This window comes from Pseudomonas sp. AAC (assembly GCF_000725445.1).
GTDB lineage: Bacteria > Pseudomonadota > Gammaproteobacteria > Pseudomonadales > Pseudomonadaceae > Pseudomonas > Pseudomonas citronellolis.
The window spans coordinates 303,695-317,623 of the sequence record NZ_KL647100.1; the positions used below are offsets into that span (position 1 = coordinate 303,695).

Below are 13,929 nucleotides of genomic sequence, written 5' to 3' on the forward strand. Positions count from 1 at the left end.
AATCAATCCAGGTCGATATCGATGGGCGGCAGGCTCAGGCCGTCGATGGGTTGGTACACCAGCGTCCCACGGATGCGCTTGAGCGCCCGGGTGTCGTCTTCCTCGTGGTAGACCCGGCGCAGGCGCAGACTGCCGTCCGGTTCTGGCGGCAGGGCGCGGGAACCCTGGTCCAGCTGGAAGGGGATGGGGTCGTTCTCGCCCCAGGCCAGGGGGCGGCAGCCGGCCGGCTCGCTGCCTAAGCCGAACAGGCCGCCCTGCTGCCATTCCTCCTGGCCGTCGAAGCTGAGCATGCCCTGGCGGTACTGGCGCTGGCCGGGCAGGCGGATAAACAGGTAGAGGCTGCTCAGGGCGCCGGTGTAGGGGTTTATTTCGTCGAGTCGTTCCAGGCTCATGCGCACCGGCACCACCACCTGGTAGAAAGCCTGCAGGGTGGCGAGGTAGCTGCCGGCCCAGTCGGCCGGGCGGATGCCGAAGCGGGTGCCCTTGATCCAGCGCTCCAGCGACGTGTCCTGGGTGAAGAGCAGCGATACCAGGCCGGCCAGCATGGTCACCGTCAGCCCCAGCAGGCTCAGGCGCAGGGGTAGCGAGAGCACGCGAACGCCGGTGGCCAGGGCTTCGGCCTCGCCGGCCAGCACCGCGGCGCGCGCTGCCCGATATGTCTGCATGGCCTGCCACGAGACACTGGCATAGGCTGCACTGGTCCCCGACAGGCCAGCATAGGTGGCGCTACTATCCAGGTCGCCGGCGCGGTAGGTGTCCAGGGCCTTCCAGCCAAAGAGGAAAGCGTCAAGGCCGGCAGTCAGTGCTTGAGAGAACATGGTGGTAGCGCCGAGCCCCAGGGCACTTTGTAACAAGTGCCGAGCTACCTGAGAGCTTGTACCAACCTGGGCTACATAACGTTCCCATTGAGTCTCAGCAATTTGCTGAACGATTGCTGCGAAAGCGGTTCCCGTAGCTATACCTGCACTAAACAAAGCAAGTCGATTTGGGATTGAATCCTTTTCATGCCAATCAGTTCCAGCTTTCCACATGTTCCAGGCCGCCACCAAGAGAATCAGCGACTTCAGCGGCGCCTCTTCGATTATCTCGCCAATGCTTCTGGGTAATTCCAGCGATACTCCTTGACCCCTGAGCAGCGCGGCCGTCTCGGCCGGAGGCAGCGGAGCAGCATGGCTGGGCCGGGGGCTGGGCAGGAGTTTCAGGTGTGGCACGGCGCGCCCTTCCTGGCGCGCCAGTTCCTCCATTTGGTTCTGCAGGTTGCGGCGACGGCCTTCGCCGTGCTCCTGGCCCATCTGCAGGCTGAGCCATTGCAGGGCCTGGCGCGGGGTCAGGGGGTCCGCTTCCAGGCGTTGCTGGCTGCGAGCGAGCATGGCTGCCATCAGGACGTAGGCGGTCTCGTCGGTCTGCTCGGCGAGGTTGCGCAGGTGGCCGCCCAGGACCGGCGCCAGCGCTGCCGGCAGGGGTTCGCTGGCTGCCGCCACGGCCAGGCGTTCGAGTTGTCCGGCGCTGTGGTTGAGGGCGGTGCTCAGGGCAAGGGCCCGGGCCATGTTGGCGCCGGCCTCCGCCAGGTCGCCGGTGAGCGTTTCCAGGGTTTCGGGAATGTGCAGCAGTTGCTTGAGTTCGGCGCCACCGATGCGTTGGGCAACGCCCAGCACCGCCCATAGCAGCCAGGGTTCGTCCTGGGCGCCGGGGCGCAGTGCTCGCTCGATTGCCTTGATGCCCGGCGCGGTGGCCGAGGGGCCGAGGATGGCGGCGGCGAAGCTGGCTTCGAGGCCGTCGCGGGCGGCGGGGTCGCCGATGTCGAAATGGCCGCAGGCGCTTGCCAGGCTGTGGCAGGTGTTCGCCTCAAGGGTGTCGAACCAGTGGCTCCAGCACTCGGCGATGCGCCGCCGGTCCTGTTCCAGGGCTTCGAACTCCCTTTCCTGCTCGTACAGGGTCGCTTGCAGGCGCGGGTAGTCGACCATGTCGGGCAGGCGAATGCCCTTGTCGCTGTCGCCGACCGCTCTTATCACGGAGGCCACGGCCCAGTCGTCATTGCGGTGCCGGGTGAGCTTGTCGAACGCCTGGTTGCGGGCGCGCAGCAGGCCGGCCAGGTCGATCAGCACCGCCCAGGGGTCGTCGACCACGGCGTAATGCTGTTGTTCGCATTCGCGGAGCCGCCGCAATTCCCGCTCGCTGAGCGCCCAGTAGGCCGGCTCGCGGGCACAGCTCCAGCGGAAGTTCTCGGGCGCGTTGTCGGCGATCTGCGGGTGGAATGCGAGCAGCGGGCCGCTGGCCGGCGCCAGTCCGGGGGTGATTTTGCGCATGCAGCGCTGGCGCAGGTCGGCCTGTTCCCTGGCGGCCTGGAAGCGGGCATCGCTCCAACGGATGGGCGACCAGGCCAGGCTAGCCGGGCTGCCGGCGACGAGCATCAGGTAGTGCAGGGCATCATGTTGCAAGGTGGCCGGGTTGCGCCGAGTCGCCTTGAGCAGCGCTCCCTCGACCTGATATTCGTTGAGCGTCTGCCGGGCCTCCTCCCACACGTACAGCCAGCCGTCCCGCAGCAGCCGCGGCACGTAGCCCAGCGTGCGGTCCTGCAACTGCGGGTGCTCCGGCCCCAGGTCCGGGATGGCCCCGGCCAGCGCCGGCAGGCCCAGTGCCTCGGCTTCCAGGCTGGATGGATGGCGGGGATCGAGGGGGCCGATGGCATAGCGCACGGGCAGTACGGCGGCCAGCAGCGGGCAGGCCGCGGGCTTGAGTTGCTCGGCGGCGCTTGGGGTGTGAGTCATGCCTGGCTTTCCTGTTCGTCGTGGGGTTCCTGGGCCAGGCTTGCCAGCAATGGCCAGCCCAGTACGATTCGCGCTTCCAGGGCCGTCGTAGCGGGGGCGCAGTCGAGTTCCGGCGCGGGATTGCTCCAGGCCCGGATCGGCCCGTCGGCGCCCGGCAGCCAGACCGCCGCCACGCCGTGCCAGAAGCCGTCCGGCCAGGCCTCGGCATTCGCCCAGGCGTTGCGCAGGGGGTTGGCGTCCGCGAGCCTCAGCCAGAACTCGCGGCCATCCGGGGCGCGGATGCGCAGGCGGCGTTGCAGGCTGACGCACAGCACCTTTAGTGGCACCGTTCTCTCCAGCCAGACCGCCCGCTCCAGACCCGGCGCCGCTTGCGCCCAGGCCTGCTGGAGCACGCCCCCTGCCGGGGCATCGAGGAGAAATGGCCCGGCGCTCTCGATCGGCGCATAGGGCGTGCCGCGCAACAGGGGAAGCGGGGCCTGGCCCGGATAGTGACGGCGCAGCCAGCCGCCGGGATCGTCGAAGGCTGCCCCGTCGAGCAGCAATGCGCCTTGCTCGTTCATCGGGCCTCCTGCTCCTGCCTGGCTGCTTCGCAGACTTCGCAGAGGCCGCCTTTGGCTTCCTTGAACAGCACGTGTTGCTTGACCAGGGCGCTGAGCGGCAGTCCCGGCTGGGACTGGTCCACCTGTTGCTGCGGCCCGGGCAGCAGGGGTGCAGCCGGTGTGCCGGTGCCGGGGCTGCCGCCACTGTTGGTCCTTACCGTGGCGCCGCTGAAGGTGACGCCACCGCCGTCCAGCCTGACGAAGCTGCCGCCGGCCTTGAGCGTCAGTTCCTGGCCCGCGTCGATCGTCACCTTCTCGCCGGCGTAGTAGTGGATTTCGTTGCCGGCCTCGATGAACTGGCCACTGCCGAGCTTCAGGTGCTGGTCGTTGCCCACCGTCAGGTGGTCGTCGGCGCGCACCTCGACCTTGCGGTCGCCATGGGTGGTGCGGTGTTCCTCGGCTTTGAACTCGCTGTAGGCGTTGGCTTCCACGGTGTCGTGGCGTTCGTGGCCGACGCGGATCTTCTGGTCGTGCTCGATGTTCTCGTCCCAGTCGCGCTGGGCATGCAGGTAGATCTGTTCCTGGCCCTTGCGGTCCTCGATGCGCAGTTCGTTGTAGCCACCGCCGCCGGGGCTAGAGAGGCTCTTGAACAGGCTGCGGGTCTTGTTCGCCGGCAGCTCGTAGGCCGGCAGGTGCTCGGCGTGGTACAGGCAGCCGCTGATCAGCGGCTGGTCCGGGTCGCCTTCGAGGAAGGTCACCAGCACTTCCATGCCGATGCGCGGGATGGCGATAGCGCCGTACTGCTTGCCGGCCCAGCTGGAGGCCACGCGCAGCCAGCAGCTGGTCTTGTCGTCGGCCTGGCCCTCGCGGTCCCAGTGGAACTGCACCTTGACCCTGCCGTAGCGGTCGCAGTGGATTTCCTCGCCCTTTGGCCCCGTCACCACGGCGGTCTGGCTGCCCAGCACGCGCGGCTTGGGATGCGCCAGCGGCGGGCGGTAGGGCACGTCCCAGGGCGTGGCGAGGAAGCGGTTGCGGTAGCCCTGCTGGAAGTCGTCCTTGCCGTCGCGGGCGTCGCTGGTGATCGACTCTTCCAGCACTTGCGGCTGCTTGCCTTCGTGCCGCACTTCGGTGAGCAGCCAGAGGTCGTTCCACTCGCCGCGCGGGTGCTCGCGCAGGGGCAGGAAATGGCCGCTGCGCAGGCTCGGCTGGTCGCTGCGGCCCTCGGCCTGGCGGTAGTCGGCGCAGTGCCTTTCCAGGCTGCGCTGGCTCAGCAGCTTGCCGCGCTCGCGGTCGGTGAAGCGACCGGGGTAATCGTAGTCCTCGAGGTCCGGGCGACTGTCGCTGCGCGCCGTGCTTTCCAGTTGCAGCCTGGGCTTCTCGAAGTCGTAGTCGCGGCGGCTGACGCGGGCGGTACGGGTATCCAGACGCTGGCCGAAGCGCTTGATCACCGGCAGGTCGGCGACCAGGCCGGAGTCCTGCTGGTAGGCCACCGGCGTCAGCTTGGGAAAGGCCGTCTGATCGTCGCCGAACACCAGCAGGTGCCCGTCGGGGCTGTGCTCGAAGTGGTAGTGGAGACCTTCCTCTTCGCACAGGCGCTGGACGAAGTGCAGGTCGCTCTCGTCGTACTGGGTGCAGTAGTCGCGCGGCGGGTAGACGGTGGGGCCGAGCTGGAAGCGCTGGGCGTCGGCGAGGATGCCGTGCTCCTCCAGCACCCGGGTGATGATCTGCGGCACCGTCAGCTGCTGGAAAATGCGCTGGTTATGCCGATGCGCGAGGTAGGCCAGGCGCGGCATCAGGCTCACCTGGTAGCGGGTCAGGCGCTTGCCGGATTCGCCCTGGGCCACCCGGTGCAACTGGCCATGGATGCCGTGGCCCTGCCCCAGGTCCAGGTAGGCGCCCTTGTGCAGCAGGCTTTCCAGGTCCAGGTCGGGACGTTCGCTGACCAGCTCGATGTCGAAGCGGTAGGGCTGGTTCAGGGCTTCGCGGCCATGGAATTCGAGCACCTGCAGGTCGCTGTCGAGGCCGTCGATATTCAGGCTGAAATGGGGCTGGTTGGCGGGGGAGAACATGGCTGGCTTCCTTTCCAAGGAAAGCCGCTATCACAGCAGGTCCGCACTAGGCAGGCCTGTAGGGGGTATCCGTCAACGGAGGATGAATCGGCTGAAGAAGGCAGGAGTGCCAGTGCCTGGGTGTGAAGAGCGCGGCGTCAGGGCCGCCGGGCGAGGCTGCCGCTCTCTTCCCAGCCGCCTCCCAGAGCCTTGAACAACCCCACCGCCGCCTGCAGGCGCGCCAGGCGCAGCTGCACCGCGGCGTCCTGCGCCTGGTAGAGGGTGCGCTGGGTGTCCAGCACCGTGAGCAGGGTTTCCGCGCCGGCCTGGTAGCGGCTGTCGGAGAGTTCGAAGGCGCGCTGCGCCTGTTCCAGTTCCTGCTGCTGCCAGTGCAGCTGGCGGTCGATGCCGTCGATGCCGTTGAGCGAGCGCTCGGTGTCGGCGAAGGCGCCGAGGATGGCCTTGCGGTAGTTCTCCAGCAGCTCGCGTTGCAGCGCCAGGCGGCGGTCGCGCTCGGCGCCCAGGCGGCCGTGGTTGAAAATGGGCGCGAGCAGGTTGGCGCCCAGGTCGTAGTAGGAGGTGCGCAGCAGGTCGGAGGCGTGGTTGGCGCCGGAGGACAGGTTGGCCGTCAGCGTCAGGCTGGGCAGCATGGCGGCGCGGGCCACCTGCACGTCGGCCTGGGCCGCCGCCAGTTGCGCTTCGGCGCGGGCGATGTCCGGGCGGCGGGTGAGCAGTTCGCTGGGCAGGCCGGCGCCGACCTGCGGCCACTGCACGCTGTCGAACGGCTGGCCGCCCAGTTTCAGGGCCGGCAGCGGTTCGCCGATCAGGGTGGCCAGGGTGACCTGGGCATCGCGCTCCTGCTGTTGCAGCAGCGGCAACTGGCGCTGCTGGGCGGCCACCAGGCCGCTCTGCTGGGCGACTTCCAGCTCGGTGGCGGAGCCGGCCTCGCGGCGGCTGCGCACCAGGCCCAGGACCTGCTCGGCGTTCTCCAGGTTGAGCCGGGCGATGCGCTGCTGTTCGCGCAGGGCGAGCACCTGCAGGTAGGCGTCGGCGACCCCGGCCACCAATGTCAGTTCCACGGTGGCGCGGTCGTACTCGCTGGCCTTGAGGCTCTGCAATGCGCTGCGGTAGGCGGCGCGGCGGCCGCCCCAGAAGTCCACTTCGTAGCTGGCGCTGAGGCCGGCGCTGAAGGTATCCACCGCTTTGTCGTCCTCGCTGGCGTCGATGCCGCTGTAGCCGGCGCCGTGCAGCAGCTTCTCGCGGGTAGCGCCCAGTTGCGCGTTGACTTCCGGCAGCAGCGGCGCGCCGGCGATCACCGCGCTGGCGCGGGCCTGGTCGACGCGGGCGATGGCCGCCGCCAGGTCCTGGCTGTTGTCCAGGGCACGCTGGACCAGGCCGTCCAGCTCGCCGGCGCCGAAGCGCGTCCACCAGCGCTGCAGTTCGCCGCGGCGGGTGTCGCCGGCGCCGTACTGCCAGGCGGGCGGGGCGGCGATGCCGCTGTCGAGGGGTTGCGGGGCGCCGGCGCAGGCGCCCAGCAGCAGGCAGGCGGGCAGTAGGCTCAGGGCTTTCATTCGGGTGTCCGTCATTGGCTGGCCAGGGCGGCCACCGGGTCGAGGCGGGCGGCCTTGCGCGCCGGCATGAAGCCGAACACCAGGCCGGTGGCCAGGGCGCAGGCGAAGGCGCCGAGGATGGCAGCCGGGGAGAAGGCCACCGCCACCTTGCCCAGCAGCAACGCACCGCCGATGCCCAGGGCGATGCCGACGCCGGCCAGGCCGCCGACCACCGAGAGCAGCGTGGCCTCGGTGAGGAACTGGCGCAGGATGTCGCTCTGCCGCGCGCCGGTGGCCATGCGGATGCCGATCTCGCGGGTGCGCTCGCGCACGGTCATGAGCATCACGTTCATCACCCCGATGCCGCCCACCAGCAGCGAGATGGCGGCGATAGAGCCGAGCATCAGCGACAGGGTGTTCTGGGTGTGCGCCTCGGCCTGGATCAGCGCGGCGTTGTTGGTCAGCTCGTAGTCGCGCTGGCCGCGGTGCAGGCGCTGCATCAGGCGGTCGATGGCCTTTTCCGTCTCGTGCACACGGCGCGCGTCGGCGGCGGCGATGATCACGTATTCCGGGTTGCGCGTGCCGAACAGGCGGATGCTGGCGGCGGAGTAGGGCACGGCGATGCGGTTGTCGGCGTCCTGGTCGCCGGAGCTGGAGCCCTTGGCCTGCAGCACGCCGACCACCTGGAAGGGCACGTTCTCGATGAGGATGTAGCGGCCGATAGGGCTGGCGCTGCCGAACAGCTTCTCGCGCACCTTGGCGCCGATCACCGCGACCGTGGCGGCGTTGGCCTCGTCGCGCTCGGTGAAGTAGCTGCCTTCGCTCACCGGCCAGTTGAGGATGGCCGGGAAGTCGGTGTTGTTGCCGCCGACGTAGGCGTGGTAGTCGAGGCTGCCGTGGCGCACCACCAGTTCGCCGCCGTTCACCGGCATGGCCATCTTCACCTGGGGCAGGGTGGCGATGGCCGCGACGTCGTCCAGGCTGACGATGCCCATGGGCGTGCGCGGGTTGGGCGAGTAGCCGCTGAGGTAGATGATGTTGGAGCCGAAGGCGCCCATCTGCGCCATCACCTGGCGCTTGCTGCCTTCGCCCACGGCGAGCATCACCACCACCGAAGCCACGCCGATGACGATGCCCAGCAGGGTGAGGGCGGTGCGGAAGCGGTTCAGCCACATTACCCGCCAGGCCGCGCGGATGGCTTCCAGCAGTTCGGCGCGCCAGGCCCCGGCGGGCTCGGCGCTGCCCTGCTGCAGGCGCTCGCGCAGCTCCTCGGCGCGCAGGCCGGGGGTGGCCGGTTGCGACGGCGCGCCATTGGCGCTGTCGCTGACGATCTCGCCGTCGAGCACCTCGATGACGCGCTTGGCGCGGGCGGCGACGTCGCGGTCGTGGGTGATCAGGATCACCACGTGGCCCAGGGCGGCCAGCTCGTCGAGCAGCGCCATGACCTCGGCGCCGCTGTGGCTGTCGAGGGCGCCGGTGGGTTCGTCGGCGAGGATGATGTGGCCGCCGTTCATCAGGGCGCGGGCGATGGAGACGCGCTGCTGCTGGCCGCCGGAAAGCTGCTGCGGGCGGTTGCCGGTGCGCTCGCCCAGGCCCAGGCGCTCGAGCAGTTGGCGGGCGCGGCCGTGGCGTTGCAGGGCCGGGGTGCCGGCATAGATGGCCGGCATCTCGACGTTTTCCTGGGCCGAGGCCGAGGGGATCAGGTGGTAGCCCTGGAACACGAAGCCGAAGGCCTCGCGGCGCAGCCAGGCCTGCTCGTCGCTGTCCAGCTCGGCGACGTCGCGCCCGGCGAACAGGTAGCGGCCGCTGCTGGGGCGGTCGAGGCAGCCGAGAATGTTCATCAGCGTCGACTTGCCGGAGCCGGAGGCGCCGACGATGGCGACGAACTCGCCGGGGTGGATGCTCAGGGAGATGCCGCGCAGCACCTCGACCTCGGGGCTGCCGTTGCCGCCGTAGCGCTTGCGTACGTCGCGCAGTTCGATCAGCGGGATGTCCTGGAGGGTTTCGCTCATTCAGCCCTCGCCATTGTCCGGGGCGGCCATCAGCAGGCGTTCGCCTTCCTGCAGGCCGGACAGCACCTGGACGTGCAGGCGGTCGCTGATGCCGGTCTCGACCTTGCGGCTCTCCGGCTTGCCGTTGCGCCCCACCACCCAGACGCGGCGGCCGCCCTGGCCATCTTCATGCAGCGCGGCCACGGGCGCGGTGAGGGTGCCCTGGGCGGTGGCGGCGACGAAGAACACCTGGGCGGTCATTTCCGCCATCAGTTGGTGGTCGCTGTTGTCCACGTCCACCAGCACCGTGTACAGCACCACCCGGCCGCTGCCGCTGGAGCCGCCGGCGGAGCTGCTGACGGTGCTTTCCTGGTTGTTCGGGTCCAGCGGCTTGGGCGGCACCGGGAGGATCTGCCGCACCGTGCCGCTCCAGCGCCGCCGCTCGCCGGCGAGGGTGGTGAAGTAGGCCGGCATGCCCGGCTTGACGCGGCCGATGTCGGCCTCCGAGACCTGGGCCCAGACGGTCATCGGCGAGAGCTTGGCGATGCGCAGGATCAGCGGCGTCTGCTGCTGGGCGTTGAGCGTCTGGCCTTCGCGGGCGTCCACCGCCACCACGGTGCCGGACATGGGGGCATAGATGCGCGTGTAGCCCAGCTCGGCCTCGTCGCTGCGCAGGGTGGCCTTGGCCTGGTGGATCTGCGCCTGGTACATGTCTATCCGCGCCTGGGTCGCCTGCACCTGCGCGTAGGCGGTCTGCACGTCTTCCTCGCGGGTGGCGCTGGCGGCGGCCAGGCGCTGCTGGCGCTGGTACTGCTGGCGCGCCAGCAGGTGCTGGGCGCGCTGCTCGGCCAGCTGCGCCTTGAGCACTTCGATGGAGTAGCGGCCGGCGTCGACCCGCGCCTGCTGGGTGGAGGGGTCTATCTCCACCAGCAGCTGGCCTTCCTTGACCTCGTCGCCGGGCTCCACGTGCAGTTTGAGTATCTGCCCCGATGCCTGGGCGCCGACGTCCACGTAGCGCCGTGGTTGCAAGGTACCGAGCGCGGTGACGCTGCTTTCGATGTCGCCACGGGCGACGGGGGCGGTGATCAGGTCATCGCCGCCGAAGGGGTGGGTCTGCCAGGCGGCGACGGCGAGCAGGGAGACGAGAAGGGCTGCGATCAGCAGTATGCGACCAGTACGACGGGGGCGTTTCATTCGGGGTTCCGGCCAGGGCTTGGAAGGCATGCCGCCGCGGGGGCGCGGCCAGGCATGCGCTTTCGGGAAGACGGATGATGCCCAAGGAAATTTAGCGCCGACAGGGCTCGCGGAGCTTTATTCGCGCGCTGTTACAACTGCGCGTAGCGGCTGCTGATGCGGATGCTGCCGTTGTCCAGGCGCTGCAGTTCGACCGGCAGTACACGGGGCAGGGCGTTGACCAGTTCCTGCAGGTTGCGCGTGCGGTAGGTGCCGCCGATGCGCAGGTTGGCCACCGTCTGGTCGGCCAGCACCAGCGGGGCGTCCAGGTAGCGGTTGATCAGCGGCAGGGCGGCGCCCAGCGACAGGTCGTCGAGCACCAGGCGGCCGTCGCGCCAGGCCAGGACCTGGACGGGGTCGGCGCTGGCCACCAGGGGCTGGAGCATGCCGGCGCGGTAGCTGGCCTGCATGCCGGGGGTCAGACTGCTGTCGTTGCCGTCCTTCTCGCTGCGCACCCGCACCGAGCCTTCGGTGACGGTCACGGTGACCTGGTCCTGGTACTTCCACACGTCGAAGCGCGTGCCGGTGACGGTGATGCTGCCCTTGGCGGCGCGCACCACGAAGGGGTGGCTGGCGTCGTGGCTGACGTGGAAGTAGGCCTCGCCCTGGTCCAGCACCACCCGGCGCACGTCGCGGAAATTGGCATAGGACAGGCGGGTATTGAGGTTCAGCTCGACCTCGCTGCCGTCGGGCAGCACCACTTTGCGCAGGGTGGCGTCGGCCTGGTAGCGGTGGTAGCTGTCCGGCACCCAGCCCTGCAGCCAGCCCAGGTAGCCGGCGGCCGGCAGTACCAGCAGGGCGAGGGCGGCGGCGCGCAGTTGCTTGCGCCAGGAACGCCGGCGGCGGCCCGCCTGAGCCGGTGGGCGTGGCAACGGTGGGCGGCGGCCGGTAGTGCGCGGGGTGGGGCGGACTTCCAGCAGGTGCGCGCTGAGCTTCCAGATCTTCTCCACTTCGGCGTACTTGGCCGCATGTCGCGAGTCGCTTTCCAGCCATTGCTGGAACTGCGCACGCTCGGCATCGCTGCAGTCCGGCTCGTGCAGGCGCATGCACCAGTGCGCGGCGGCCTGCGCCACGGGATCGCTCGAAGGGGAAGGGGGGGTAGTCATGAGGGGGCCGGTTGAACCTTGCCGCGCCTGGATCCGGCGCCGCCATGGCGGAGGGATGATGGGCGCAATTATAGGAGAGCTCGCATCCTACGGAAAGCCGCGGCCGGGCGCCAGCCACCCCGATCCAGCCTTGCCGGGGCGCCTACGGCGGGCGTCGGTAAAGTTTCCCGGGTGCGCTTCGTTCCCTGAATGCCGGCGTTCGGGGCGGAGCATTCATGCCACCGAAGGCCGCGACTTCCCGTCGTCCTGCGCCATCCGCGGCGCGCTCGTACAGAGATGAATCGATGCAAAAGCGCACCCTCGTGGCCGGCCTCGCCGGCGCCTTGCTCGGCCTGCTGCCCCAGGCCCAGGCCGACATCGCCCGCCCGGCCGCCCTGGCCGCCGACATCCGCTGGACCGCCTACGGCGTACCGCACATCCGCGCCACCGACGAAGGCGGCCTGGGCTTCGGCATCGGCTACGCCTACGCTCGCGACAACGCCTGCCTGCTGGCCGACGAGATCGTCACCGCTCGCGGCGAGCGTTCGCGCTATTTCGGCGCCGAGGGCGAGTCCTCGGCGCAGGTCGGCAACCTCGCCTCGGACGTCTTCTTCACCTGGCTCAACCGCCCGGAATCGGTGGAGGCCTTCCGCAAGGCCCAGTCCGCGGAGGTGACACAACTGCTGGAAGGCTACGCCGCGGGCTTCAACCGCTTCCTGCGCGAGGCCAGCGCCGACACCACCAGTTGCCTGGGCCAGCCCTGGCTGAAGCCGATCGACAGCGGCGACCTGGTGCGCCTGACCCGTCGCCTGCTGGTGGAGGGCGGTGTCGGCCAGTTCGCCCAGGCTGTGGTAGCCGCGGCGCCGCCGGGCGCTGCCAGTGCAGCCCTGACCGGCGCGGAGGGCTTCCGCCTGGCCGAGCAGCGCCGCGAGCGCTTCCGCCTGGAACGCGGCAGCAACGCCATCGCCGTCGGCGCGGAGCGCTCGGCCAGCGGCCGCGCCCTGTTGCTGGCCAACCCGCACTTCCCCTGGCAGGGCGCCATGCGCTTCTACCAGCTGCACCTGAGCATCCCCGGCAAGCTGGACGTCATGGGCGCGGCGCTGCCCGGGCTGCCGATGGTGAACATCGGCTTCAACCGGCACCTGGCCTGGACGCACACGGTGGACACCTCCAGCCACTTCACCCTCTACCGCCTGGAACTGGACCCACAGAACCCGCTGCACTACCGCCTGGACGGACGCTGGCAGCCGCTGGAGAAGCGCGTGGTGGAGGTCCAGGTACGCGGCGCCGACGGCCAGTTGCAGACGGTCGAGCACAACGTCTACGAGTCGGTCTACGGCCCGGTGCTGGTCTGGCCCGGCAAGCTCGACTGGAGCGCCGGCGAAGCCTACGCCCTGCGCGACGCCAACCTGGGCAACACCCGGGTGCTGCAGCAGTGGTACTCGATCAACCAGGCACGCGACGTGGCGGACCTGCGCCACCGCGTGGAATCCCTGCAGGGCATTCCCTGGGTGAATACCCTGGCCGCCGACGAGCACGGCGACGTGCTCTACCTGAACCAGTCCGTGGTGCCCAACCTGACCCCGGGGCAGCTGCAGGCCTGCGCCATTCCCGCGCTGGTCGCCGAGGGCCTGCCGGCGCTGCAGGGCAACCTCGGGCGTTGCGGCTGGAGCCGCGACCCCGGCGCGGCGCAGCCCGGCATCCAGCCGGCCACGCAACTGCCGGCGCTGGTGCGCCGCGACTTCGTGCAGAACTCCAACGACAGCGCCTGGATGACCAACCCGGCGGCGCCGCTGGAAGGCTTCTCGCCGCTGGCCAGCCGTCAGGACCAGCCCCTGGGCCTGCGCGCCCGCTTCGCGCTGCAGGCCCTGCAGGGCAAGGGCGCTATCGACGAACCGCTGCTGCAGCGGCTGGTCACCGGCAACCACGTCTACGCCGCCGACCTGGTGCTGCCCGACCTGCTGCAACTGTGCCGCCAGGCGCAGGAAGCAGCGCTGTCGTCCGCTTGTGGCAGCCTCGCCAAGTGGGACCGCAGCGCCAACCTCGACGCCGGCCCGGGCTTCGTCTACTTCCAGCGCTTCATGACCCACTTCGACGCGCTGGAGGGCGCCTGGAAGGTGCCGTTCGACCCCGCGCGGCCGCTGCAGACGCCCAGCGGCATCGCCCTGGACAAGCCCGAAGTGGCGAAACAGGTGCGCGAAGCGCTGCTGGCCGCGACGAAAGAGGTGCATGAGCTGGGGCTCGACCAGCGCCAACGCTGGGGCGAAGTGCAGGTCAGCAGCACGGCCAAGCCGCCGATTCCGATCCCCGGCGGCGACGGCCACCTGGGCATCTACAATGCCATGCAGAGCGTGCCCCAGGGCGACCACCTGGAGGTGGTGAGCGGCAGCAGCTACATCCAACTGGTCAGCTTCACCGCCGAGGGCCCGCAGGCCAAGGGGCTGCTGGCCTTCTCCCAGGCCAGCGAACCGCGTTCGCCGCACCATGCCGACCAGACCCGGCTGTTCTCGCGCCAGGCCTGGTCGCCGCTGCCCTTCACCGAGGCGCAGATCGACGCGGACCCGACACTCCGGGTGGTGCGCCTGGCGCAATGAAAGGAGGCGTACTCCCATGATTTCCAATGAGCTTCAGGCACCTGCGCAACGGATTCGAGCATGCAAGAGGAGGGCGGCGCACCCGCAGCACTGGCTGCGCCCGGCCCAGGGGGACAAGGAG

8 protein-coding genes are annotated in these 13,929 nt (G+C 69.7%); 1 reads left to right on the forward strand and 7 read right to left on the reverse strand.

What is annotated here, in order from left to right:
• Positions 1-2: 2 nt before the first annotated feature.
• The 7 genes from FG99_RS24750 to FG99_RS24780 form a co-directional block, all read right to left on the reverse strand.
• Positions 3-2,768 carry a toxin VasX gene (locus FG99_RS24750; protein ID WP_043272779.1) on the reverse strand — a complete coding sequence of 922 codons (2,766 nt, stop codon included), beginning with the start codon at positions 2,766-2,768 and terminating at the stop codon, positions 3-5.
• Positions 2,765-3,328 carry a DUF4123 domain-containing protein gene (locus FG99_RS24755; protein ID WP_051879224.1) on the reverse strand — a complete coding sequence of 188 codons (564 nt, stop codon included), beginning with the start codon at positions 3,326-3,328 and terminating at the stop codon, positions 2,765-2,767. Before FG99_RS24755 ends, FG99_RS24750 begins: the two co-directional genes overlap by 4 nt.
• On the reverse strand, positions 3,325-5,376 hold the full coding sequence (tssI, locus tag FG99_RS24760; RefSeq protein WP_043272780.1) for a type VI secretion system Vgr family protein: 2,052 nt from the start codon (positions 5,374-5,376) through the stop codon (positions 3,325-3,327). The genes FG99_RS24755 and tssI overlap by 4 nt, the downstream gene beginning before the upstream one ends.
• Positions 5,377-5,513: 137 nt before the next feature.
• Positions 5,514-6,926, reverse strand: coding sequence for an efflux transporter outer membrane subunit (locus tag FG99_RS24765; protein ID WP_043272782.1), 1,413 nt, complete (start codon positions 6,924-6,926; stop codon positions 5,514-5,516).
• A gap of 11 nt (positions 6,927-6,937) precedes the next feature.
• Positions 6,938-8,917, reverse strand: coding sequence for a MacB family efflux pump subunit (locus tag FG99_RS24770; RefSeq protein WP_043272784.1), 1,980 nt, complete (start codon positions 8,915-8,917; stop codon positions 6,938-6,940).
• Positions 8,918-10,090 (reverse strand): efflux RND transporter periplasmic adaptor subunit, encoded by a 1,173-nt coding sequence (locus FG99_RS24775; RefSeq protein WP_043272785.1) that lies wholly within the window; start codon positions 10,088-10,090, stop codon positions 8,918-8,920. It lies immediately after the preceding gene.
• 131 nt (positions 10,091-10,221) lie between these two features.
• On the reverse strand, positions 10,222-11,235 hold the full coding sequence (locus FG99_RS24780; RefSeq protein WP_043272786.1) for a FecR family protein: 1,014 nt from the start codon (positions 11,233-11,235) through the stop codon (positions 10,222-10,224).
• A 284-nt stretch (positions 11,236-11,519) separates the two neighbouring features.
• On the opposite strand from FG99_RS24780, the gene FG99_RS24785 reads away from it, so the two are divergent.
• Positions 11,520-13,808: a bifunctional acylase PvdQ gene (locus FG99_RS24785; protein WP_081884724.1), complete on the forward strand. Its 2,289-nt coding sequence runs from the start codon at positions 11,520-11,522 to the stop codon at positions 13,806-13,808.
• Positions 13,809-13,929: the final 121 nt, after the last annotated feature.